At 53.1% G+C, this 23,707-nt stretch carries 24 protein-coding genes and 1 tRNA gene; 11 read left to right on the top strand and 14 right to left on the bottom strand.

Features of this window, described 5'->3' with window-relative positions:
* Nucleotides 1-12 precede the first annotated feature (12 nt).
* The 4 genes from ACNKIB_RS05750 to ACNKIB_RS05735 form a co-directional block, all read right to left on the bottom strand.
* Nucleotides 13-819 carry a phosphate/phosphite/phosphonate ABC transporter substrate-binding protein gene (locus ACNKIB_RS05750; protein ID WP_417909592.1) on the bottom strand — a complete coding sequence of 269 codons (807 nt, stop codon included), beginning with the start codon at nucleotides 817-819 and terminating at the stop codon, nucleotides 13-15.
* 9 nt (nucleotides 820-828) lie between these two features.
* The gene (locus tag ACNKIB_RS05745) at nucleotides 829-1,884 is read right to left on the bottom strand and encodes a zinc-ribbon domain-containing protein (protein WP_417909591.1); all 1,056 of its coding nucleotides are present in this window, start codon (nucleotides 1,882-1,884) and stop codon (nucleotides 829-831) included.
* 174 nt (nucleotides 1,885-2,058) lie between these two features.
* Nucleotides 2,059-2,634, bottom strand: coding sequence for a flavodoxin family protein (locus tag ACNKIB_RS05740; protein WP_417909590.1), 576 nt, complete (start codon nucleotides 2,632-2,634; stop codon nucleotides 2,059-2,061).
* A gap of 106 nt (nucleotides 2,635-2,740) precedes the next feature.
* Nucleotides 2,741-3,217 carry a CoA-binding protein gene (locus ACNKIB_RS05735; protein ID WP_417909589.1) on the bottom strand — a complete coding sequence of 159 codons (477 nt, stop codon included), beginning with the start codon at nucleotides 3,215-3,217 and terminating at the stop codon, nucleotides 2,741-2,743.
* 68 nt (nucleotides 3,218-3,285) lie between these two features.
* Between ACNKIB_RS05735 and glyQ the strand changes: the two genes are divergently transcribed.
* Nucleotides 3,286-4,161: a glycine--tRNA ligase subunit alpha gene (glyQ, locus tag ACNKIB_RS05730; protein WP_417909588.1), complete on the top strand. Its 876-nt coding sequence runs from the start codon at nucleotides 3,286-3,288 to the stop codon at nucleotides 4,159-4,161.
* A 39-nt stretch (nucleotides 4,162-4,200) separates the two neighbouring features.
* Here glyQ and ACNKIB_RS05725 read toward each other — a convergent pair whose 3' ends face one another.
* The 4 genes from ACNKIB_RS05725 to rnc form a co-directional block, all read right to left on the bottom strand.
* Complete coding sequence (locus tag ACNKIB_RS05725; protein WP_417909587.1) at nucleotides 4,201-5,988, bottom strand: hypothetical protein; 1,788 nt, start codon at nucleotides 5,986-5,988, stop codon at nucleotides 4,201-4,203.
* 312 nt (nucleotides 5,989-6,300) lie between these two features.
* Nucleotides 6,301-7,392, bottom strand: a complete 1,092-nt coding sequence (locus ACNKIB_RS05720) for an elongator complex protein 3 (protein ID WP_417909586.1) — start codon at nucleotides 7,390-7,392, stop codon at nucleotides 6,301-6,303.
* A gap of 57 nt (nucleotides 7,393-7,449) precedes the next feature.
* Nucleotides 7,450-9,465, bottom strand: a complete 2,016-nt coding sequence (locus ACNKIB_RS05715; RefSeq protein WP_417909585.1) for a S1 family peptidase — start codon at nucleotides 9,463-9,465, stop codon at nucleotides 7,450-7,452.
* A 97-nt stretch (nucleotides 9,466-9,562) separates the two neighbouring features.
* Nucleotides 9,563-10,303: a ribonuclease III gene (gene rnc, locus ACNKIB_RS05710; RefSeq protein WP_417909584.1), complete on the bottom strand. Its 741-nt coding sequence runs from the start codon at nucleotides 10,301-10,303 to the stop codon at nucleotides 9,563-9,565.
* An 82-nt stretch (nucleotides 10,304-10,385) separates the two neighbouring features.
* Between rnc and ACNKIB_RS05705 the strand changes: the two genes are divergently transcribed.
* Nucleotides 10,386-10,460, top strand: a tRNA-Cys gene (locus tag ACNKIB_RS05705).
* Nucleotides 10,461-10,507: 47 nt separating this feature from the next.
* On the opposite strand, the gene thpR is transcribed toward ACNKIB_RS05705, so the two are convergent.
* On the bottom strand, nucleotides 10,508-11,047 hold the full coding sequence (thpR, locus tag ACNKIB_RS05700; RefSeq protein ID WP_417909583.1) for an RNA 2',3'-cyclic phosphodiesterase: 540 nt from the start codon (nucleotides 11,045-11,047) through the stop codon (nucleotides 10,508-10,510).
* 3 nt (nucleotides 11,048-11,050) lie between these two features.
* On the bottom strand, nucleotides 11,051-12,340 hold the full coding sequence (locus ACNKIB_RS05695; protein WP_417909582.1) for a citrate synthase: 1,290 nt from the start codon (nucleotides 12,338-12,340) through the stop codon (nucleotides 11,051-11,053).
* A 171-nt stretch (nucleotides 12,341-12,511) separates the two neighbouring features.
* Between ACNKIB_RS05695 and ACNKIB_RS05690 the strand changes: the two genes are divergently transcribed.
* The 7 genes from ACNKIB_RS05690 (at nucleotide 12,512) to ACNKIB_RS05660 (ending at nucleotide 19,344) form a co-directional block, all read left to right on the top strand.
* The gene (locus tag ACNKIB_RS05690) at nucleotides 12,512-13,186 is read left to right on the top strand and encodes a hypothetical protein (protein ID WP_417909581.1); all 675 of its coding nucleotides are present in this window, start codon (nucleotides 12,512-12,514) and stop codon (nucleotides 13,184-13,186) included.
* Between the two features lie 395 nt (nucleotides 13,187-13,581).
* Nucleotides 13,582-14,889, top strand: coding sequence for a 3-deoxy-D-manno-octulosonic acid transferase (locus ACNKIB_RS05685; RefSeq protein ID WP_417909580.1), 1,308 nt, complete (start codon nucleotides 13,582-13,584; stop codon nucleotides 14,887-14,889).
* A 104-nt stretch (nucleotides 14,890-14,993) separates the two neighbouring features.
* Nucleotides 14,994-15,800, top strand: a complete 807-nt coding sequence (locus ACNKIB_RS05680) for a hypothetical protein (protein WP_417909579.1) — start codon at nucleotides 14,994-14,996, stop codon at nucleotides 15,798-15,800.
* Nucleotides 15,801-15,909: 109 nt separating this feature from the next.
* Entirely contained in the window at nucleotides 15,910-16,212 is a 303-nt protein-coding gene (locus ACNKIB_RS05675) for a DUF2442 domain-containing protein (RefSeq protein ID WP_417909578.1), read from the top strand.
* 11 nt (nucleotides 16,213-16,223) lie between these two features.
* A complete protein-coding gene (locus ACNKIB_RS05670) occupies nucleotides 16,224-16,514 on the top strand; it encodes a nucleotidyltransferase family protein (RefSeq protein WP_417909577.1) in 291 nt (96 codons plus the stop codon).
* Nucleotides 16,507-16,878 carry a DUF86 domain-containing protein gene (locus ACNKIB_RS05665; RefSeq protein WP_417909576.1) on the top strand — a complete coding sequence of 124 codons (372 nt, stop codon included), beginning with the start codon at nucleotides 16,507-16,509 and terminating at the stop codon, nucleotides 16,876-16,878. Before ACNKIB_RS05670 ends, ACNKIB_RS05665 begins: the two co-directional genes overlap by 8 nt.
* 3 nt (nucleotides 16,879-16,881) lie before the next feature.
* A complete protein-coding gene (locus ACNKIB_RS05660; protein WP_417909575.1) occupies nucleotides 16,882-19,344 on the top strand; it encodes a DNA internalization-related competence protein ComEC/Rec2 in 2,463 nt (820 codons plus the stop codon).
* Between the two features lie 370 nt (nucleotides 19,345-19,714).
* On the opposite strand, the gene ACNKIB_RS05655 is transcribed toward ACNKIB_RS05660, so the two are convergent.
* From ACNKIB_RS05655 to ACNKIB_RS05640, 4 genes are read right to left on the bottom strand one after another with little or no spacing between them, the layout of a single operon-like run.
* Complete coding sequence (locus ACNKIB_RS05655) at nucleotides 19,715-20,269, bottom strand: DUF615 domain-containing protein (protein WP_417909574.1); 555 nt, start codon at nucleotides 20,267-20,269, stop codon at nucleotides 19,715-19,717.
* A complete protein-coding gene (gene coaBC / locus ACNKIB_RS05650; protein ID WP_417909573.1) occupies nucleotides 20,250-21,470 on the bottom strand; it encodes a bifunctional phosphopantothenoylcysteine decarboxylase/phosphopantothenate--cysteine ligase CoaBC in 1,221 nt (406 codons plus the stop codon). Before coaBC ends, ACNKIB_RS05655 begins: the two co-directional genes overlap by 20 nt.
* An 11-nt stretch (nucleotides 21,471-21,481) precedes the next feature.
* Nucleotides 21,482-22,057, bottom strand: a complete 576-nt coding sequence (locus ACNKIB_RS05645; protein ID WP_417909572.1) for a hypothetical protein — start codon at nucleotides 22,055-22,057, stop codon at nucleotides 21,482-21,484.
* Nucleotides 22,054-22,578, bottom strand: coding sequence for a nitroreductase family protein (locus tag ACNKIB_RS05640; protein WP_417909571.1), 525 nt, complete (start codon nucleotides 22,576-22,578; stop codon nucleotides 22,054-22,056). The genes ACNKIB_RS05645 and ACNKIB_RS05640 overlap by 4 nt, the downstream gene beginning before the upstream one ends.
* 541 nt (nucleotides 22,579-23,119) lie before the next feature.
* On the opposite strand from ACNKIB_RS05640, the gene ACNKIB_RS05635 reads away from it, so the two are divergent.
* Entirely contained in the window at nucleotides 23,120-23,332 is a 213-nt protein-coding gene (locus tag ACNKIB_RS05635) for a hypothetical protein (protein ID WP_417909570.1), read from the top strand.
* Between the two features lie 11 nt (nucleotides 23,333-23,343).
* The gene (locus tag ACNKIB_RS05630; protein ID WP_417909569.1) at nucleotides 23,344-23,592 is read left to right on the top strand and encodes a hypothetical protein; all 249 of its coding nucleotides are present in this window, start codon (nucleotides 23,344-23,346) and stop codon (nucleotides 23,590-23,592) included.
* Nucleotides 23,593-23,707: the final 115 nt, after the last annotated feature.

Genomic DNA, 23,707 nt, shown 5'->3' with positions numbered 1-23,707 from the left:
CTGTTTTTCTTCTCATTCGGCTAGGCTGCGGACAGGATTGTAGTCTGCGTCCTGGGCGGCCTTGAAGCCACTGATCCCCAAGGCAGCCAAGGCGGGATCGTTCTCTGGTAACCCGGTCAGGGCAGCTTGTAGGCTCTCCTTGAGATCCTGCGGTAAGGCGCGATTGACCGACAAGGCCCAGTTGGGTAAGGGGGCGGTCTTCATAACCTCGGTTACTGAGCCAGGCACGATATAGTCGTCGGCTTTATGCAGGGCTGACTCCGTGATGAATCCGGCATCGGTCTCGCCGAGGCTGACGGCAATGATAACATTTTCCTCCCGGTTCTCTGTTGCCTCGATAAGCTGGCAATCCTGCTCCACCTTGAGACCTGCTTCCTTGAGCGTCTGTTTCTGGGAGAGATAGCCACCTGCCGAGTTTTTGCCGACAATCATGATCCGCTTGCCTTTCAGATCAGAGGCTTTGGCAATCCCAGTTTCTGGCCTGCTAATCACGATCCCACGGAGCTGAGTGCCGTTTTTTCCCTCTACCGCTGTGACCAGTACCTCATGCCGGTCAGCAGCCTTGACGTAGAGCAGCGGACTTTGGTAGCCAATGGCGATCTTACCCCGGAGCAGTTCGGTCTCGTATTCAGCAGAATTCTTGGTCAGCATTGGCCGGACGTTACGTTTGGCCACTACGCTGAGTTTTTCTGCCAACGGTGCGAGCATCGCGGTGAGCTTTTCTGGCGGAAAGACCGGCTGAATGGAGAGACTCAGCTCCTCGGCCTGAACAGAGGCGGAGCAGAGGAGGGTAAGCAGAACGAACGCGATCTTCTTCATGATATGTTATTATGGCTTGGCAATCATCCGCTCCACAGCGATGCGGACAGAATGGCGCATCCGCTCTAAGGCCAGGCCTAGATCCCGCATCTCGCGGGAGCCAACAGCGGCAATGGCCAAATCCAGCTCGCCAAGACTGATCCGGTTAGCCGTATTGGTCAGAGTCCGGGCTGGACGGATGACCAGCCAGTCGATTGTGACAAGGAGTAGGCCAGCAAAGAGCAAGGCCAGCCCTGCGGGAATCAGGAGCAAGGGCGAGACGAGGACTTGGCTGAGGCTTTGCCCAGATTCAAGCGCAGGCAGACCGACATGGACCTCGCCGTTGCCTTCAGTGAGTGCCAATACCCGGTCATCAACTGGCAGGCCGCCCATATTGATGCGGACACTCCCCTCTTTAGCCCCGGTCTTAAGGCCGTTCTGGGCCAGAACATCGACTGGAAAGCCCTTTTCCTTGACCTTTTGGCTAAACCGGTCGTCAAAACCGGTCATGATATTGAAGAATCCGGCTACTACCAAGCCTTTTTCGTTCACCACAGCCGCATAAGCTACGCCCGGCAGCTTGGCCATCCGCTGGGTCTCTTGGTTGACCAATAAATAATCTTTGCGCAGGAGAGGCGTTTTGACAGCCTGCTCCAGCGAGACGGCTAAGGCAAGGCTGCGTAGCTCGCTTTCCTGCCTAATCATAGCTGGGACATGCCGGAGATAAAGAAAGAGGAAGGCTCCGCCTGACAATAAAAAACCGACAACCATTATGCCTAACAGCGGCAGAAGCAAGGGGTTGCCCCGACCTCTGGCTGTGGTAGCAGAGAAAGCGGCAGCCTCCGCCGCCTTCCGGCCTGGCTGGATAACAACCTTGTCAGTGTCCGACTCAGGCAAGGTATTGAGGGAACCTACCGGAGCTAGGTCAGAACTCGCTGTGGGTACCGCACTGTCAGGCAACGATTCTGGCTTCTCCACCACTATAATGTGGCCACAGGCTTTGCAGGCAAACTTAGCCCGCTGCCCTTTGATCCGGCTTTCGTCGATATGATATTTTTTGGCGCAGTCCTCGCAGATCACCAGCATGAAAACGCTCCTTTCCTGTCTGCCCTGGGGCAGGAACAGGGGGCAAATCTCGATCATATCCGGCGGCAGCTGCAGCCAGACCCTGCTTCAGTTATAACGGCCCGGAAAGCCTGCGGTCAATTGTTATTTTGGCAGATTTAACCGATAGCGGGCGCGGGAGGCGGAAAGACCGGATTAGCTCTTGAGTTTTTGCAGGAGCCAGGCCATGTTCTGGCCCAAGGTGCGCATAGTGGCTACGCCTTCCGCATCAGCGGCGACCTCTCCTTTTTCCCGACCAATGCCGATGTTCCAGTAAGAAGAACCGACAATAAGCATCTGGCCGATGGTGAAGAAGTGGTTGATCGAGTCAAAGACATGAATTGCGCCGCCACGGCGGCAAGCAACCACCGCTGCCCCAACTTTGCGGCGATACATGTCGCCGTTAGCCCGGGAAACCATGCCACTCCGGTCGATCAAGGCCTTGAGTTCGGAACTCATGTCGGCGAAATAGGTAGGTGAACCGAGGATAATAGCGTCTGCCTCATCCATTTTGGCGATGCAGTCGTTGATACAGTCGGTCGTTACGGCACAGCGGCGGTTTTTGTTGGCAAAGCATTGGTAGCAGGCGATGCAACCGTGCGGATGCATCCCAGCCAGATTGACCAGCTCGGTCTCTATGCCTTCCTTTTCCAGTTCCTCAAACACATAGCGGATCAGTGTCTCGGTGTTGCCGCCTTTACGTGCGCTGCCGTTGAATGCCACGACCTTCATCCTACTGCCTCCCTATTTTTATAAGAAAAAAACTGCCAAGGGCAGGAACAGCACCTGCTCCTTTGTGTTGCTCGGCTTCTAGAATACAAGACCCCGAGCAAAAAAACTATACGCTAGATGGCAGCACTGGGCAACGGGAAAGCGCGCCTCGCATCCATTCCAGCTCCACTTTCAGACAACGATCCATAACTACGGTCAGTCCAGCTTGTTCAGCTAGCCGAGCTGCCGCTTCATTGACAATACCCTGCTGCATCCAGATCACCTTTGCCCTGATAGCTATGGCCTCACAGACAATGGGTTCTACCTCCTCAGCGCGGCGAAAGATATCAACCACATCAACAGCGACAGGTACTGAACGCAGATCAGGATAACAGCGTTCACCAAGAATTTCGCTCTGCCCAGGATTCACCGGAATAATCTGATAACCTACTTCTTGCAGATAACGAGCAACCTGATAGCTGGGACGTTCTGGTTTCAGGGAAAGGCCAACCACAGCGATGGTGCGGCTTTCTTGGAGTATGCGCTGAAGAGCAGAAGGCAAGAGCAATGGGATCATACGTTGACAAAGGGGAAAAAAGACCATAAATACTGTGCTGCATAGAGGTACGCTACGCAGACTGTCAACTTTAACCAGCAGGAGGTTCCCCCGCCATGTATTTTCAAGAGATCATCGCCGCTTTGAACCAATATTGGGCATCGGTCGGTTGCGTTATCATGCAGCCCTACGACATGGAAGTCGGCGCAGGCACGTTTCACCCCGCTACCCTGCTGAAAGCCTTGGGGCCAGAACCGTGGAAAGCCGCTTACGTCCAGCCTTCACGTCGGCCAACAGACGGTCGCTACGGTGAGAACCCCAATCGTCTCCAGCACTATTACCAATATCAGGTGGTGATCAAACCTTCGTTGCGCAACATCCAGGAGCTGTACCTTGGCAGCCTGCGGGAATTCGGCCTTAACCTGCTTGAGCATGACATCCGCTTTGTTGAAGACGATTGGGAATCGCCAACACTGGGCGCGTCCGGCCTTGGCTGGGAGGTCTGGCTCGACGGCATGGAGGTAACGCAGTTCACCTACTTCCAGCAGGCAGGCTCGCTGGAGCTGTATCCAGTCACGGTGGAGATCACCTATGGTTTAGAGCGACTGGCTATGTATCTCCAGAAAAAAGAGTCAGTTTATGACATTCAGTGGAACCGCGACGTAACCTACGGCCAGATATTCCTCCAGGCCGAGCGGGAATTCTCCGCTTTCAACTTTGAAGAGGCCAATGTCGCCGACCTAATCGCCAGCTTCAATAACTATGAACGCGATGCCCTGAAGCTGGTAGAGAAGAATTTGATCCTGCCAGCCTATGACTACTGCCTGAAATGCTCGCATAGCTTCAATCTGCTTGATGCCCGCAAAGCAATCAGCGTGGCCGAACGGACACGCTACATTGGCCGGATTCGCAACATCGCCCGGCAGGTGGCCCAACATTATGTAGCCCAACGCGAAGCGATGGGTTATCCCCTGTTGGCAGAGGCAGCGTAACTTTTGCTGAACAAACGCTACCGGGGCTTGGTTTGCAACTTACTCAGGCGAGGTCATGTCCATCGTCATTTCCAGGCCGCGCTCCGTAAAATCCAGTTTTGTTTGAACGCGCACCTTGGCTTGTTTCATGGCCTCGAACATGGAGAGCATCTGAGGGGTAGCTTGCTGTTGCCCCTCTTTTTTATCCACGCTGGCAACGACATCGCCGATGAGGCCATAGTATTTGCCATAGTCAAGAGAGCTGGCTAGGAAGCCCTGCGAGGATTCAAGCGACATCTTGCCCATTTCTTTGGCCAGTTGTTCCGCTTTTGCCCCAGCATAGACGGTGAGATGCGAGCCATTGATGGCCGCCATTGGCGTGAAAGGCAAAGGCATCGGCAAGGGCAGTTGGACTGGCGTGCCATCAGCGGGAATTTGTAAGGTTGCCAGCTGCGGCACCATTGCTGCAACCGTCTGCACCAAGGCAGCAGGGTCTTTTGCCGAGAGACTGACGACTGCCTCCAGCTCTTTGGGCATGGGTGTGGCCATTCCTTCCTTTTTTTCTAAAGACAAGGACAGGAGAGACAAGGATAAACCCCGTACACCTGAGGCCATACTGGTTGCGAAGCCCACGGCTGCGGGATTTTTTGCCTGCAAGTCCGTTTGCATCTCCTTAAGGAAGGAGCAACTGTACTGCTTCTGGGTGATCTCTGTCCATTGCTTCATCAGAAATGGCCCTACATTCTCCACGCTCAAGCCAAGGCCAAAGGAAAAGACCGCAGGCGCAAAAACAGCTTCTTTGCTATAGTAAGGCACAAAGCCGCGCAGCGATTTCAGTCCTTCCAAGAGCGGCTTGTCCTTGCTTTCTACCACCATCAGGGCATCTACTTTGGACGGCTTGGCCTTCACATCAAAGGCAGTGTAGCCAAACACCGTTTGCGGCCAGTTTGCGCCCATAGTTTGTAGGTCTTTGCGGCATCCTTCGCTGTGCAATTCATTCAGCCAGCCTTTGTTCTCTTCCTTGAGCTTGCTGGCTAGCTGTTGCACCATCTTGGCCATCCGGTTGCCGTCCTTGGTGGTCAGTCCGGTCAGGATTTGCTGATGATCAAGATAGACCAGTGACGAAGCCAGCAGCTTGTAGTTCTCTTGCAGCGACTTGAGCCGGTTTCCCTGGGCCAGCGACTTCTCTGGCTTGCTCTGGCCTAAGGCTAACGCGAGCGTTTGCTGGCTCTCAATCCCCACATCAATCATGAACACCGCATCGTTACCATCTACGCCGATGATCAAATGGGCGAGCGGTTCCTGCTCATTCAGGGCATAGCGGCGAAAGGTGGCGGTGCCCAAGGTTTCTACCTTTGCCTTGACCTTGGCCTTTTCTTCAAGTTCCGCAATTTTCGTGTTGAATCGCTGCACATCCTGCAAATTGATCCGCAAAAGAACCGGTGCCAGCCCAATGGCATAGGAGGCCAGCTGTGGCTTTTCCGCAAATCCCCAGCTGGCAAACTGGGTGTCCAAGGCAAGCAGGGTGGCCAGGTAGTCCTCCCAGATCTGGAGAGCCAGACGCTGTCCATCCGTCTTCGCTTCCTCGCGCAGCTTCTGGATTTCCTGCGGATTAAACATTTCTTTGCTGAGATTGAAATGCGTTATACTCCATTGTGTCCATTCCTTCAATGGAACAGGTTCCAATCCCCCGGCAAAGAAGATGGTGTCGTCTGGAACCAAGGTGAGCATGGATGCCGGTTTGGGCAGTTCGATTTTTTTCTCCGCTGGCTTCTCTGGTTTATCGCAGGAGATGAACAACAGCGAGGCTAAGACCAATGACAATACTTTCAATTTCTTTGGATTCATGTTTTTCTTTTTGTTGGTAAGGCAGTTCTGCAATGAAACCACCTGTGTTAGATAGAACAAGGAGCCGAACTCCTTGGTTGCTCAATAACAACTCTTTGCGGCTTAGTAACAACCTTTTCTTGCCGATCTAGAGAAGGTTGTGGCTCGGCAAAAGAAGGTTCTTGCTTAACCACAACTCTTTCTTGCTCGGCCAGAACTCTTTGTGGCTCAACAACAACATTTTGTGGCCGAGCAAGAGAATGTTGTTGCTCGACAGAAGAAGGTTCTTGCTTAACAACAACTCTTGGTGGCTCGGCCAGAACTCTTTGTTGCTTAACCAGAACCTTTTGTTGCCAAGCCAGAGAAGGTTGTGGCTCGGCAACAACTCTTGTTTACCGAGCCAAACTCCTGGGTAAACGAGCCGCACTCCTCTCTGGCGACCATTTTTATGAAGCCTCTTTCCTGCGCAGGATCGGTAACTAAGCTGATACGTTGCCAGAGGCCGAGCTGCTCGAGTCTGGCGATATTTGCTGCCTTTATGCCTCGAAACACAGACTGATCTCGCGGGTTGATCTGCAGGCAAACCTGGTTGGTCTTGGCTTGGGCCAGGAGCTTTTTCGTTTGTCGAAACATCAAGCGCGAGCTAACCAACTCACCAAAGGCGGGATGCCACGGCCCAGCGAGTAACGAGGACTCCAATTCCGCTCCGGCCTGCAACCCAAGCCGGATAACCGGGATGCCAGCTTGGGCAAAACGCTTTTTCATGAAGGCCGCGAGGAGCACCGCCTTATCCAGGCTGAAGGGCTGATAACGGCCTTGCTCATACAGCTCTGCCAGCCCGCTGCCACGCAGCACCAGGATCGGATAGATGCGCACAAAGTCAGGCCGCAGGAGAATTACCTGCTCAACCGTGTGCCGCAGCGAGGCGCGCTTGTCGCCAGGCAGACCAAGCAGCAGTTGGATGCCAATTTCCAGCTTGGCTTGTCGCAGCACAAGCATTGCCTGTTCCACCGCAGCCACAGAATGGCCCCGCCGAGCAAGAGCAAGCACCTGCTCATTCATGGACTGCACGCCTAGCTCGACTGTCGCGACCTGATGCGCCTTGAGAAAGGCGGCTTGCTCATCATCAAGGCAATCAGGCCGGGTGGAAAGCCGGAGCGACTGCACCTGCCCTGACTCCAGAAAAGGTGCGGCGGCGTTCAACAGCTCTTTTTGCCGCAAGCGAGGCAGAGCCGTGAAGCTGCCGCCATAAAAAGCCACCTGCGTCTTCTGGTGGGGCGGGGTTCTCTCCAGCCACGTTTGAATCTCTGCCTGTACAGCCTCTGCTGTCACCGGTTTCCCGACCTGGCCGCTGATGCGATGCTGATTGCAGAACAGACAACGGTGCGGGCAGCCTTCATGCGGGATGAAGATGGGGATGATCACGGCGTATCTTTTCAGTGCTACCTGCGAGAAAACGCTGCTGAGTCCCGGCGTTTCTGCTCAGAAGAACTCAATCCCTTTGAAGAAGCTGTCGCAGTCCTTCTCAATGTCGTTTTCCTCTTCTGCGGCTGTTTTGTAAGCGCAGCCAACAGCATACACCTTGTCGATTTTCTGGTTGTCAAAGGTGGTCAGGGTTTTCTTGGTCTGTGGGGCAATCTTCTGGATAATGTGGCGGTTGTCTTTGTCGATCACTTTGCCAGAAAATTCGCCTTTACCTTGCGCGGCCTCGCCCCAACTCGCGCTGTAGCTCTCCTGATCAAAGGCACTGGCCTCAAACAGGGGGCGGATGCTGTATTGTGTCGGGTTGCCTTTTTGGGGAAATAGCTCTAAGTGCACCAAATCCTCAGCTAAGAGCTGGTCGTTGGCATAGCCAAGGTGGAGGTGCAGGGAGGATTTGCCGCTGATCTTGGGATTGCTAAAGGCAAACTGGAAATCTTTGAGTTTTACCTTCAGCTTGTTGTCTTCCCGGGCAATTGCGGCGTTCTGGAAAAAGGCGGGCAGATAGTTATCGCCCAAGGACAGATATTCAGCCCAGTCATCCACGTCGCCTTCATAGCCAACAGCTATTTCGTCGCTGTTGTCCTTGATGGTCCCTAAATAATTTAGCTTGAGAGCACCTGCGGATTTCACGGTCATGTTGCAGAGCACACCTTTTGGGTGCGGCAGACAGTGGCTAGTGAGGAAGGTGTTGTTATGGTCGCTGAACCAGAGGTAATACGACCACTTTCTACCGAGCTTATCCAGCCAGGTGCTCTGCTGATCAGGTTTGCCAAAGCTGGTAATGCGGACTTTTTCCTGGCCTACATAGCGATAATAGGGAATGGCTTGCAGCAAAGTGTCCATCATCAGTTTTGGCGAGTCAAGAAAGGTCTTGAGCGGGGTTCCTGGGGCTTTCTCGATCAAGGACTGAAAGGCAAAATGGAGGGATTCACTGCGATACACGTTCTGATCAGCAGAGAGCGGCAGTTTGTCTAAGGTGTAGCCAACGATCTCCCACTTTTTGAAATCAATATCTGGGATGAGAGAGGCGAAACCCTGGAAGATAGGTTGATTACGCAGGGCGTGGCGAAAGCGATCACCGACGGGAAAGTTCTTTGCTTTGACCTTTTCCATCAGCTCGGCAGCTAGGCTTTGGTGAAACTCGTCCAAGGCGTTCTGCGCTTTTTCTGCTACCTCTGCTACGGGCGCAGGCAGGGGCAGATTGTACGACCAATCCTTGGTTACGGTCTCATCGGTGCCTGCAATCTCCACCGCGACGTTGCGCAGCTGGAACTCTGCCTTGTCCGTCAGCTTCGCGGCTTCGGCAATCGGCACAGCGATGTTGTAATTCTCGCCAGCATTGGCTCGCTGGACAATCACACCGGCAACTTCACCGGTCACATTGAGTAAAGGGCCACCGCTATTGCCTGGTGAAGCAGGCGAGGAGAAGCGAATGTCCTTCCACAGCCCGTACTCGCGTTCGTCAGTAAAGGAAGCTACCTGCCCAGCCCGATAAGAGATCCCTTCACCGAGAGCATTGCCTGCGGAAAAGACTGTATCCCCGATTTCGAGCGGGCCACTGAACTTCAACGGCGTGATTTGGGCTGGGTACTGCGCCAAATCAAAGACCAGCATATCGCGCATGGTGGAATATTTGCGGATTTGACTGATCGGATAGACTTTGCCTTCGCCATCCCGGATGAAATAGTTCTTGTGCAAGGAGAAATACATGGGGCTAAAGACATGGCCTGCGGTCATCAGTTCTTTGTCGTTGATGAAAAAGGCTGTGCCGATGCTGTTATATTTCTCGTTTCGCTCTTTGAAGTCTAATTTGTCAAAGGGCAGCTTGCGATCATACTCAATCTTGCTGTTTTCCAGCTTTGGCGTGACTACTTCGTAAATGCTGTGATTGAGTTTTTTGATCAGCTCCTTTTCCAGGAACTTGATACTGTTCTCCGCTTTGAGCGGGCTGGTAACAGCCAGCGTGAGGAGCAAGGTGAAGAAGGTAGCTACTGTAGATTGGCGAATGCTATTCATGGGTCTCCCGCTGATAATGCTCTATAAGAAAGATGCAAAAAAGATTAACCTGTCGAAATACGGCAAAGGAATCCTGACTCACAACCTGGCAAGGGATTCAGCAAACGGCCTGCTTTTGCTCTTGGAGAAAAGCCAAGGCGGCGGCGGCGGCTCGCTGCTCGGCCTCCTTCTTACTGGAGGCGCAGCCAGAACCAAGTGTCTGATCGTGGAAACGGACCGAGATGGTGAACAGACGCGCATGGGCAGGGCCTTCCTCGGCCTCAAGCACGTACTGCGGCCCCTCATTGTGCTGTTCCTGAAGCTGCTCCTGGAGCTTGCTTTTCGCATCAACCGAGATAAGTTGCTCGCCCTGCTGATCAATCAGCGAGCCGAAATTCTGCCGCACATGCGTCTGCACGGTCTCATAGCTGCTGTCGAGAAACATGGCCCCAATGACCGCCTCATAAGTGCCGCAGAGAATCGAGGGCTTTTCCCGGCCACTGGAACTGTCTTCACCCCGACCGAGAAAGAGATACTTGCCCAGCTCAAAACTGCGAGCAAGAGCGGCCAAACTGCTTTCGTTGACCAAAGCAGCCCGGATTCGGGTCAGTTTGCCCTCGCGCAGGTTGGGAAAGCGGAGAAAGAGGAGATGGCCAATCGCCATATCCAGCACCGCATCGCCGAGAAATTCGAGTGTCTCATTGTGCCTGCCGCAGTTAAGCCGCTCAAAGGCAAAAGAGCTGTGAATCAGGGCCTGCTGGAGCAGACTGACCTTTTTAAAGGCATAGCCGAGCTTCCCCTGAAGTCCAGTGAGCTGCTCGCCATGCTGCTGGGTCAGCTCTTCAAGCGTGATGGTCATGTGTCTCGGCTGAAAAAAAAGCCGCCTTTGATTTTCCCCTTGTCAAGATTACCTCAGATGGAGTATAAATGCCGCACAGTAAGGCGACGTAGCCAAGTGGTAAGGCAGAGGTCTGCAAAACCTTTATTCAGCGGTTCAAATCCGCTCGTCGCCTCCAAAGACGATCCAAGGCTGGTGAATGAGAACAATTCACTAGCCTTTTTTTTATCCGACGACCAGCGGATATTCTTCCTCAACATAATACCGCGAGCCTTCTGATCCCAGAATGCTCCGATACAACTGAAAGGTATTTACCTGAAAGGGCGGGCTGAACAGCAGGCTATGCTGTTCGAGAAAGCTGCCTATTTTGCCTGGCTGGGTGTGATGCAAGCGGGCCAAGGTAATATGGGGCGCGAAGTTCCGTTGCTCAGGTTTCAGGCCAATGCGTTTTAAGGCTGATTCAATCTGCCGGTGGAGCTGGAGCAGCGACTCAGAATGCTCCACGCCTGCCCAGAGCGTATGCGGCTCCTGCCGAGGTGGAAAAAAACCGACACCCTGTAAGCAGAGAGAAAAAGCTCGGCAGCGGACAAAGGCCAAACTCTCCCTGATCTCCTGCAACTCGCTTCCGTCTGCCTCACCAATAAAGCGCAGGGTCAAATGGAGTTGCTCACTCTGTACCCAACGTGCGCCAGGCAAACCACAGGAGATCAGCTGAAGCTGCTCCTGGATGGTTTCTGGCAAATCAAGGGCAACAAAGAGCCGCATCGTTCACCGCTCCGACATCGGCACAAAAGGCCGGGCTGGTTCACCCATATACACCTGCCGAGGTCGTCCAATCTTAGAGCGGGGATCTTCCTGCTGCTCTTTCCATTGGGCAATCCAGCCGGGTAGCCTACCAAGGGCAAACATCACGGTGAACATGTTGGTCGGGATACCCAAGGCGCGGTAGATAATGCCGGAGTAAAAATCGACATTGGGGAAGAGGTTGCGCTCGATAAAATACGCATCCTTAAGCGCGACTTCCTCGAGCCGGAGCGCGATCTCCAGCAGCGGATCATGCACGTTCAGCACAGCCAGCAGCTCATCGCAGGCATTCTTAATGATCTTGCCGCGTGGGTCAAAGGTCTTATACACCCGATGACCAAAGCCGGAGAGTTTGAAAGCATCGGACTTGTCTTTTGCCTTATCAATGTATTTCTGGAAATTGCCGCCGTCCTGATGGATGGCCTCCAGCATGGCAATCACCGCTTCATTGGCCCCGCCGTGCAGCGGCCCCCAGAGGGCATTAATGCCTGCGGCGATAGAGGCATACAGATTCACCCCAGCACTACCCACCAAGCGCACAGTGGCAGTTGAGCAATTCTGCTCATGGTCGGCATGGAGGATGAGCAGCTTGTTGAGAGCTGCAACCGCCTCTGGGCGCACCGTATATGGCTCTACCGGATTGTCAAACATCATGTTAAGGAAGTTGGCACAGTAGGGCAGCTCCGGGCGTGGATAGATCAGCGGCTTACCTAAGCTCTTCTTGTAAGAGAAAGCGGCAATAGTGCGAATCTTTGAGATCAACCGTGCCGCTGTCAAATCAATGTCCGTGGTCAAATCGTCGTTCATCTCCGGGTAATAGCTGCACAGGCTGTTGACCATCACTGAAAGGATGGCCATTGGCGGCGCACTGGGGGGGAAATGATCGAAGAAATGGATCATGTCCTCATGAATCAGCGAGAACCGGTTGAGTAAGTTGCGGAAATGGTCGTATTCTGTAGCTGTGGGCAGATGACCATGCACCAGCAGATAGGCTACCTCGATGAACAGACATTTTTCGGCCAGCTCTTCAATCCCGTAACCCCGGTAGCTGAGGATACCTTTGTTGCCATTCAGAAAGGTGATCCGGCTAGTGCATGAGGCGGTGTTCTTGTAACCTAAGTCTAGCGTTGTGCAGCCTGTCTCCTGGAGCAGCTTGCTGATGTCAATGGCTCGTTCACCTTCTGTCCCGTGGACGATAGGCAGGCTGTAGGTTTTGCCCTCAATGGTGAGGAGGGCATTGTCGCTGCTGTTCATGATAGGCACCTCTGCTAGGCGGAAAAGATAATGCGCGGTTCATTCTGGCCGGGTACAATGCTGCGGGAGAGCTGCACGGAATTCCGGGCGATCAGATCATACAGCCTGCAAGTCTACTGCACTTCCCCGAAAAGATCAAGGCTCCCTTCCGTCCTAGAGCACGACAAAGCAATGATAAACGAGATAGACAAGCAGCAGCGGCGCATTCAAACGCTGATGCGCTACGCTGTGCCAGACAACGAACTCGATGCAGCCCTAGACCTCTTGCTGGTTTTTGGCGAAGACCGCACTGCCCTCTTGGTCTTCGAGGAGTTTTACAGTCGCTTGCCTGAGGCAGAGAACGATTGGATCAAGGAGCTGCGCACCATCAGCAGGCAGCAGGGCGTGTTTCTTATAGCAGCTGTGACCGCAGTGGATACCTATCTCTATCTCGTTTCCAGCGAGGGCATTGAATTCAATGGCAGCTTGCGGGAAGGCTGGCTTGACCGCGACCTGCTCGACTTTTTCGGTTTTGCCTCAGCTGAGGAGTTCAAGTCGCTTGCTGAGAGCATCAGCAATTTCCCTGAATACCAGCCGCTGCAAACAGATATGGATCTTTGCCCTGCTTGTCAGGCCAGCACCGGTGAGTTGCACGAACTCGGCTGTCCTGTGGAGCTTTGCCCTTGGTGTGGCGGCCAGCTCATTCATTGTGATTGCCGTTTTGAACAGCTTGGGTTAGACGAACTGTCTGATGAACATGACCTGCTCCGCTTTGAGGAGCTGCTGGCCGAAAAGGGGAGAGTGGCCTATTCCCCAGAACAGCGGCCCAGTTTTGCGGATGAGGGCGAGGGCATCGAGGTGGTATGAAGAAAGGGTCGCACGCCATGCCTGCATGCCGCAACACGCTATGCCTGCATGTCGCAACACGCTATGCCTGCATGCCGCAACACGCCATGCCTGCATGCCGCAACACGCCATGCCTGCATGCCGCAATACGCTATGCCTACATGCCGCAATACGCTATGCCTGCATGCCGCAATACGCCATGCCTGCATGCCGCAACACGCTATGCCTGCATGCCACAATACGCTATGCCTGCATGCCGCAATACGCTATGCCTGCATGCTTTCCAAAGGCGGCGCGCAGAGCTTGTTCAGGCAAGGCGAGCTTCCCGTGCCTTGCTTGCGGCCACCAGGGGCAAGTACGAAGCCCTTATTGGCCTTATGCAACAGGTCTAAGAGACTGCCATCTGAAAGCTGTCCATGTTCCTGGTTTACAATGCCCTGCTTGCTGTTCTCATTCTGCTTCTGCTGCCGCTGATTCTGCCTGTCATCCTGTTCCAGAAAAAATACCGTGGCTGCACTCTGCAACGGCTGGGCTTCCAGACGCAGCAGATTAAGGCGCACTTATCTGCCACTCAATCAGGGCCGGTTATTTGGCTTCATGCCCTCTCTGTTGGCGAAGTTACTTCCGCCCTGCCTTTAGTTAAGGCCATCCGAGAGAGCATCCGCCCGGCTACGCTCGTCTTCACCGCGACAACCCGCAGTGGCAAGGAGCTGGCGGAACAGCTGATGGCCCCGCATGTTGATCTTGTCCTGTTCAGCCCGCTGGATGTGCCGTTTGCTATCCGGCGATATCTTGCTGTCATCAGGCCGAATTGCTTCATTCTCGTTGAGACCGACTTCTGGCCGAACTGGCTCCAGCAACTCAAGCGGCAGCAAGTGCCGGTCATGCTGGTCAATGGCCGGATTTCCGAGCAGTCCTTCGCATTCTATCACCGCTTGAGCTTCTTCTTTCAGCCGATGTTCCGCTGCTTCAGCTTGCTCTCCATGCAAACCGGGCAGGACAGGGACAAAATGCTCGCGCTCGGCATCCCAGCAGAGCAGGTCGTCTGCTTCGGCAATTTGAAATACGATCTATCAGTTAGCCGCGCTGTTCCCTTTGACTATCCCGCCTTTAACGGCAAAAGCATCTGGGTCTGCGGCTCCACCCATCCCGGTGAGGAGGAGCTGATTTTCGCCGCATTCAAAAATGTAGGGGCAGACCCCCGTGTCTGCCCTGACAAAGAGGGCGAACACAGGGGTTCGCCCCTACATTTGATCCTTGCACCGCGCAAGATCGCGCGGGGAGAAGAATTGGTCAGACTAGCCCACAGCTTTGGCTTGAGTGCAACTCTCCGCAGCAGCGGCAGCATAGAGCCAGAAAGCCCTGTTCTTATCTTAGATACCATCGGTGAGCTGGCTTCTTGCTATGGTCTCGCTCGATTAGCCTTTATCGGCGGCAGTTTGGTGGATGAGGGCGGCCACAACCCGATTGAGGCGGCGGCGCAGGGCGTACCGGTGCTCTTTGGCCAGCACATGGAGGATTTTGCCGAGATTGCTCACAATTTAACTGACAGCGGTGGAGCGAAGATGGTCACAGCGGAGACTCTGGCTGAAACCGCCGCCGCTATCCTCCGCGATGACACGCTACATGAGGAGATGTCAAAGGCAGCGCGGACGCTGGTCGAGCAGCAGCGCGGCGGCGTGGAGCGGCATGTGCAGGCGGTGAGGGAGCTGCTGGGGTGCTGAATGGACTTGATTTTTACGGGCGGCGTGGGTAATGTTCTCTCTCTAATAGAGAGGAATTGGAGAGAGTTTCTCGATCTTTTTGTATTTTCTATTTACGGGACAGAATGAAAGCAGCGGCGAAAAAGTTTGATAATAATCAGAAAGTATTCGTAGATGATCCTATTTATACTGAATACGATTTATCAGGGGTAGATGATGCAACTTTTTTTCGATTAACGAAGAGTGGAACAATCGATGCTTATTGTTCTGAGTGTGAATCAAAAAGCGTATTTCGTATAGTTGGGCCTCCAGCTTACCAGTTGGCAGATGAAGCAAAGAAAACAAAAAAGTACGGATTGGTAGTTGTTCAAGGTCAATGTACTAGGCAAAGAAAACTTTACCCGGCAATGTTATGTAATCATAATTTCTATGCTCTGTTTGACAGAAAAGAAGATAATTTGGTAAAAATTGGTCAATATCCATCGAAAGCAGATACAGATTTTGGTGAACTCGATGAGTCTTACAAGAGACTTTCGCCAGAACTTCGCAAAGAATTAGGAACTGCTATAGGCTTGTTCGCTCACGGTGTTGGAATTGGTTCTTTTGTTTACCTTCGTAGGATATTTGAAAAATTGGTAGATGAAGCACGGGCGCAAGCCGAAGGTGAATCGGCCATAGATATCAAGGAGTTTGACCGAGCAAGAATGCATGAGAAGATAATAATATTAAAAAATTATCTTCCTGCAAGGCTCGTAGGCTCTGCGAATCTCTATAGTATCTTGAGCAAAGGAATACATGAATTGTCTGAAGAAGAATGTAGAGAGAATTTCATTCTGGTTCGCCAAGCAATACAGTTCATTCTGAGACAGAAACATGAAGAGGATGAATACAAAATAGTTCTTAATACAATAAACAAAGCTCATAGCAGATAGATCGTTATGCATTGCAGCGAAATATTAGTTTCACTGCCTGCCGAGTTCATCTTGTAGAAAGCCACTATGACTCGCTCAGGTATATATCGAGCAAATATCGAGGCGCATTATGAGCAGCTTTCAGATGCTTGGAAAAGGCACTTTCACACCTGAGATTACCCACGTTTCAAGTCATGGCGTATGGCTATTGACATCCGACCAAGAATTATTTATGTCATACGATGAATTTCCTTGGTTTAAAGAAGCGACTCTTAATAAAATCCTCAAGATGCAGGAGGTATCACCGGGACATTTTTACTGGCCTGATCTTGATGTTGATTTAAGCCTCGAAAACATCAGACATCCAGGCCGCTTTCCTTTAAAAGCGCATTCAAACCAACATGCAGTCCATTCCTGCCGCGCTCAACTCTGAAGGAAACAAATATGACTCGCTCGGAAATCTTGAAAATCTTAGCGCAGTACAAACGGGAGAACTCTGCAAAATACGGCATCAACAATATAGGAATATTCGGCTCCTATTCCACCGGACAGGCAACAGATGCGAGTGATATTGATATTGTTCTCGAAACACAACTTCCTGATCTATATATATTAGTTCACATCAAAGAAGAACTTGAAGCTATTTTTAATAAACCTGTTGATCTCGTCCGCATCCGGGCTACCATGAATCCTTACCTGAAAAAACGGATAGACAGAGATGTTCAGTATGTATGATAAGGAGCTTGTTCTTGATATTCTGAAGCAAACCTTGGAGGCAACAGAAAAGATAACCCGGCGTTTTGAGAAAATTAACAACGTTGCCGATTTCACGAACTCAGAATTCGGCATGGAGAGGCTGGATTCGATTTGTATGTTGCTGATAGCAATTGGCGAGAGCCTGAAGAATATAGACAAAATAACCAAGGGCGAACTTTTGAAAAACTACCCTGAAATTGATTGGAAGGGTACAAAAGGCTTGCGGGATATTATTGCTCATCAGTATTTCAATGTGGATGCCGAGGAAATCTTCTGGGTTTGTGAAAAACATATTCCGCCGCTTTCGGAAACCCTCCAGAAGATGCTCTCCGATCTCCAGTGATCAATGCCCACCCCAGCAGCAGCCGTCCTCCGCTGGTGCGAATACAACATCCTCCTGCCAGTCACGATCTGTTTCATCCTCGGCATCAGCGCGGGTCGCTCGCATTTCCTGCCTGAGCAGGTGCTCATCATCGCGTTGGTTCTGCTCATCGGAGCCGCCCTTCTCCTTCATCACCGCCAGCCCCGCGCCGCCCTTTTTCTCAGCCTGCCCATCTTCTTCCTGGTCGGACAGATCAACCTGCTCCATCATTTAGCAAAGCCGCACACCGCCGGGCAGCTCGCGGCCTTGCTCACTGAGGAGCGGCGCGTCACTCTTGTCGGTACGCTGGCGAGCATGATCGAGGAAAGCGAGCAGGACGGCGAAATCATCTCCCGTTTTGAGCTGGAGACGGAAGAGGTACTGCTCGACAAAACGTGGCAGGCGGTGCGCGGGCGGGTGCGGCTGGCTATGCCGGGCCAAGCGGACGACCTACGGCCCGGTCTGTCGCTGATGCTCTTGGCCAAAGTCGGCCCGTCGGAGAGTTTCAACACACCGGGCGCGTTTGACTATCAGGGTCACTTGGCGGCAAAAGGCATTTACCTGAGCGGCTGGATTGACGGGCGGGCGGACGTGCTCCTGCTCGATCGCCAACGCCAGCCCAACCTGCGCTGGCTGCCTGAACAGGTGCGGCAGAAGGCAGGCCGCTTTCTTCGCCAGCATCTCAGCCCGGAGCTGGCGGGCGTGTATCAAGCCCTGCTCATTGGCAGCCAGGCCGCCGTGTCTCCGCAGCTTCTGGAACAGTTCCGGGACGCAGGCACACTGCATATCCTCTCGGTTTCCGGTCTGCACATGGGCCTACTCGGCCTGATGAACGGCCTGCTCCTCAACTGGCTGCTCCGGCGGTCAGAGTGGCTGCTGCTGCACACGCATGTGCCGACGCTGGCTCTGCTCGGCACCTTGCCGCTGCTGCTGGTTTACGGCTTTATCGCCGGACTGAACACGCCAGTACTGCGGGCAATGCTCATGGCAACCGCAGTCTTGGCCGCGCTCATCCTGCGCAGGCGACACGATATGCTGCATCTGCTGGCTGCCGCCGCCTTGCTGGTGCTAGCCTGCAATCCGCTGCCCCTGTTCACCGCCTCGTTTCAGCTTTCTTTCAGTGCGACTGCCGCCCTGATCCTTTTCTTGCCGCAGATCATGCCGCCAACTGCCGAAAGCGATGAGCCGCCCAAGCTGCTGCTCAAGATTGCCCGCTCTCTCCTCGCCGCTTTGCTAGTTTCTGTCGTTGCGACCTTGGGCACGCTGCCTTTTCAGCTCTTCTATTTCCACCGCCTGCCCCTGCTCGGCCCTGTGTTGAACCTCATCGTCGAGCCGCTGCTCTGTCTCTGGGCTTTGCCGTGGGGTTTGCTCGCCATTCCCTGCCTTTTCCTTTATCCGCCAGTAGCGGCATTGCTTCTGAAGATCGGCAGCCTCGGCATTTGGGTGGGTTTGCGCTGTAATGCCCTAGCCAGCTTGATTCCCTGGGCCTCTGTCTGGATGATCAGCCCGAATGCAGCGGAGATTATCTTTTACGGAATGCTCCTTCTGCTCTGGAGCCTCAAATATCGGCAGACAGCCCTCATCGGAGCCGTGCTGCTGGTGCTCCATTTCACCTGGGGACTCTGGTTTCCGCCGCAGCCGGGCAAGAGTACCGTCGCCTTTCTCGATATTGGCCAAGGTTCGTCCGTTTTCCTGCATCTACCCGACGGCTCCCGCATCCTTGCGGACGCAGGCAACATCGGCAGACAGAACATCGGCGAGCAGGTCATCGCGCCCTATCTCTGGAGCCAGCGCATCTGGCGGCTTGATCAGGTGCTGATCAGCCATCCACACCGCGACCACTTCAGCGGCATGGATTTTATCCTTCGCCATTTTCGCCCAAAAATCCTCTGGATCAATGGCGACCCGCACCGAGAGGAAAATTATCAGCAGATTCTCGATCAAGCGGCAGGGCAGGGCGTTCAGGTGTTGATTCCTGAAAATGGCCGCAGATTAGCACACGGCACCAACTTTGCCCTGACCGTTTTAGGTATGACTGGCTTGCTGGGGCACTCAGGAGAAGTGAACGATGCGGCACTGGTGCTGCGCTATCAGCACGGCAAACGGGCTTTTCTCCTGCCAGGCGACATTGGCAAGCAGAGTGAGGACATTTTGTTGCAACAAGGCATAGAGCTGAAGGCAGATATACTGCTAGCTGCCCATCATGGCAGCCGTACCTCAACGGGCGAAGATTTTCTCACAGCAGTGCAGCCGCATCTGATTGTGGTTTCAGCTGGACGATCAGCCCGGCAGAAATATTTTCCCGCAGCGGCAAATCAAATTCTCTGGCAGGAAAAAAGAATACCCGTGCATATTACGAGAGAACAGGGAACAATGACTTGCACCACAACCGGTATTACTTTAGAATGCAGACCTTTTCGGCAAATTGCAGCGTATTCTTTTCGTTAACAAGCAGGTGTAAGAGCTATCTTGCCCTCATCGTCTCCTCTCCATCCTTGTTGCCAAGGAATGCTACTCGGTTGGCAAGAAGTTTGGCTTGGCAAGAGAGGAGTTCTGCCGACTCACAAAGGAGTCTTGCTCGGCCAGAAAGGAGTTTTGCCGAGTAGGAAAGGAGTCCGGCTAGGTTGCAAAGAAGTCTGGCCGACTAAGAAAGGAGTTTTGGTCGGCAAAACTCCTTTCTGGCTTACTTGGCAAGGAGTTTGGCCAAGCTGAACTCCTCTTCTGCCGAGTACAACTCCTTTCTGGCCGAGCCAAACTCCTCTATAAACGAGCCAGACATGTCTTCCGCAAGCTGCGGAATGTTGGATAATAACTCGGTTTATTGCTCCAGCTGCCTGCTGATCTCTCTGTCTGCCTCGCCCTGCGCTGCTTGCAGCATCCTGAACAGCTCGCGGCTGTGGCGGGGATTACGGCTCACGGCAAAGAAAAAGGCCAGCCGGACCAGCTCCTTTTTGTCCGCCGCAGGCAGCGTTGCTGCGATCTCCTCAGCCACCGCAGAAGACCAGTTCTCGGTGAGATCTTCCTGCTGCTCCTTCGCTTTGCGGCGGACAGCAATCGCCTCCTCAATCAAGGCATCGCGCAGATGCTCAAGCTCGTGCTGCTGCTTCTTTTTGAGCAGCGTTGCGCCCTTGCGTTTTGTGAGAAACTGGTAGAGCGCGTCGCTGGATTCCTCCCGCAACAGTTTGGTGATGTGCTTAATCTGTCGCTTCCTCGCGCCATCTCTTCCTAGATCAGCGGTTTCCTTCAGCAGCATCCGCACCTCTTCAGGCGCAGGCAGCTGATCAAGCAGAGCAGGGGGAAGAACTGCCAGCTCCTCGGTTAGCTCTTCAAGTTGTTTGATTCTCCGCTTCTGTTCAGACCTGCTCAGTTCCATGCTGTCTCCTTTTACCGACCAGCAGGGACATTGCTTTGTCCCAAATCCGGTTCGCAGTTTCTTCTTTGGAGAGCAGCTCGAGTGTCTCCACGTTGTCTAAGGTGATGAGGGTGACTTGATTGGTGTCAGCGTCAAAGCCGGTGTTGCTACCCAGGATGTCGTTGACCACGATTAAGTCAGCCTTTTTGGCTAGCAGTTTGCGCTTGCCTTCTGCTTCATGATTACCGCTTTCTGCGGCAAAGCCGATCAGCAACTGATCAGGCCGTCGATTGCGGCCCAATGAGGCAAGAATATCCGGGTTGGCGGCTAATTCCAGCAATGGTTCGGCTGTTGTTTTTTTGATTTTTTGAGCAGAAAAAGCTGCTGCCCGGAAATCTGCCACGGCTGCGGCTTTCACCACAATCGAAGCAGCTTGAGCAGAACGACTGACCGCTTCAGCCATTTCCAAAGCGGTTTCTACCTGCACGAGATGTACACCAGGCGGAGGCTCCAAGGCAACAGGGCCAGAAATCAGGGTAACAGCTGCGCCTCGTCGTTTTGCAGTGCGGGCAAGCGCGTAACCCATCTTGCCACTGGAACGATTACTGAGGAAACGGGCGGGATCAAGCGGCTCCCGTGTTGGCCCAGCCGTAATGAGCACCTCTTGCCCAGCCATATCTTGGTTAGCCAGCAGACCAAGCAGGGCTTCGCGCACGGTGTCCCATTCTGCCAATCGGCCTGCACCCTCTTCGCCGCAGGCTAATCGCCCGCATTCCGGCTCAACGATTTTATAACCGAAACCGCGCAGGGTTGCGAGATTGCGTTGCGTAGCTGGATGCGCCAGCATTCGCGAATTCATGGCCGGACAGATCAATACTGGTGCAGCACTCGCCAGCACAGAAGCCGAAAGCAAATCATCAGCCATCCCATGCGCTAAACGAGCAATGGTCTGGGCAGTAGCTGGGGCAATCAGGACGACATCGGCTGTGGCAGAAAGGGCAATGTGGGCCATGCCTTCGGCAAACATGTCTGTGTAGGCGAGATTTCCAGACAGTGAGGCAAAAGTGAGCGGCGCGACAAAACGGGTTGCGCTTGTGGTCATGACTACCGTTACCTGCGCCTCTTCCTTGGCCAAAGCATGAACCCAAGCAGCGGCCTTAAAGGCAGCGATAGAACCGCAAACCCCAAAGAGAATTTTTCTACTGCCCAGGGAAACGCACATGACGGCCTGCTCTAGTACTCAAAATTGTTCTGCGGCATCTGCTCCATGGGCTGAACCTGATCGAGCTGCTGCACCTGGGGCATGGATGGCATCTTTTCCTGCCGCTGCCTGCTGCCTGTTGCTGGTTCGCCAAAAGGATTCAGTTTCACAGCCGCACTCTTATCAATGGTCACATAGAGCGTTAGACCCGCTTTACCAAAATCTCCTTCGGAGATGATCATCATGCAGGTCTTGTGCGGTTTAACAAAAGCGAACATAATATCTGTTGAGGCTGCTTCGCCAACCAGCTTCCATTTGGCATCCTGCATGGAACTGAGCATAAAATCCTTGAGCGACATTGCCTCAACCTTGCCAGTGTAATGCCAAACCCCGCCGTGAAAGGATTCCGTCTTAATTGCCATAGATTTTGTCCGATCCCATTCCATTTCCGCAGGCATCATGATGTCGTGAATGTCATCAGCGAAATTAGGGATGGGCGGCAGGCCGTAGAAATCATTCCGCATAGAAGTGCCAGGAACAACGCAGCCAGAAAGGGAAAGGAGCAGGGCAAACAGCACGGTTTTCACAGACAAAGTGCCTTGTTTCATGAGTTAGTTCCTCCGAATTCGTATAAAATAAAGGTTTCCAGCGGCAGCCGCTGCGACTGCTGATTCCGATGCTGTGGATATCCCAAGGCAAGCAAGGCCGCAAGCTCGTAATGGCTGTCGAGCCGCAGCACTTCATTCACTTTTTCCTTGTTGGCAAGAATCTGGCCGAGCCAAACAGCACCAAGACCCAGTTCATGCGCCGCAAGAAGCATATTCTGGATGCAAGCCCCGGCAGCCTGATGATCTTTTACCCGATCATACATCTTTTCCTGATCAAGGTAAACGGCAATAAGGGCAGATGCAGCTTTGACAATATGCGCATAGTGGGTCAATTGCGCAAGCTGGGTACGGATGTCCTGATCACGAATGAGCACGAATCGCCAGGGCTGGTTGTTCAGGCCAGATGGTGCCCAGATGCCTGCGGTGATGATGCGTTCCAGCAGATCGCGCTCTACAGGTTGTTCGGTGAATTCCCGGATGCTTCGCCGCTGTTTGATTGCTTCTTGAATAGGCTGTTCCATAGAATACTGGGAGCTGGTGAGGATGGGGTGTCAGGGCAAAACGAGTCTTGCCTAGGCCAGATTATCCTGAAGCGAGCAAATTTTCAGCAGAAAAAACTGCGCTTCCCTTTTTCAGAGCACTGTGTTAAGTCAGCATAACCTCATTATAGGCTTGCAACGCCACGATGTAAGTTTACTTTGCCTCGTTGCAAGTCAACAACACCTCATTGTAGACTTACAACGCTACGATGTAAGCCTGAAACGCAACGATGTAAGTTTACTTTGCCTCGTTGCAAGTCAACAACGCCTCATTGTAGGCTTACAACGCCACGATGCAAGCCTGAAACGTGACGATGTCAGTTTACTTTGCCTCGTTGCAAGTCAACAACGCATCGTTGTAGGCTTACAACGCCACGATGCAAGCATGAAACATGACGATGTAAGTTTACTTTGCCTCATTGTGAGTCAGCAACTCCTCATCGTAGGCTTACAATGCCACGATGCAAGCCTAAAAAAGACGATGTAAGTTTACTTTGCCTCGTTGCAAGTCAGCAACGCCTCGTTGCAGGCTTACAATGAGGCATTGCAGGCCGCATTTTTCCCGTTTTCAGCCCAAAACGTGCTATTCTCAGCCTCCTGCGCAGCAGAACGCCTGGCAACCACGCTTTTTAACGGTGCCAGCGAACGATTTTTCTTTTACAATGCTTGGGCGTTGGCAAAATGCCCGCAGAAGCGCAAGGCACTGCAGAGAATGAAGCAGCGATTCTTGTTTTGAGAGGATAACAGATGGCGACTCCCAAAAGAATGGCGAAAAAGCAGCCAGAACGCGGCAGAGTTGCAGAGTTTCTGGCAGTCTTAGAAGCCCATACCAAGCTGCTTGCCTTTTTCTTTGGCCTGTGTTTTGCCGTGATAATGCTGGTACTGGCCGTATGGTTTCCGAAGCCGACCGCCTTTCAATACATGGTGTTTCGCATTACGCTGGCACTCGCCGCCGCTGGAGTGGGTGGAGTTATTGTCCTCACTTGGGAGGGTTAAAACCCCCACCTTCAGGTGGCAGCTTCAGCGGAACTTAGGTTAAGCTGGGAGCATGGAAACATATAATCATGGCTCACATGCTGTATTTTCAATACATCTGCGCTTGGCGTGGATC

Origin of the sequence: Candidatus Electronema sp. PJ (genome assembly GCF_048287395.1) — a bacterium.
Classification (GTDB): domain Bacteria; phylum Desulfobacterota; class Desulfobulbia; order Desulfobulbales; family Desulfobulbaceae; genus Electronema.
The sequence above is the reverse complement of the archived record's forward strand: the minus strand, read 5'-3'. Positions and strand labels throughout refer to the sequence as shown.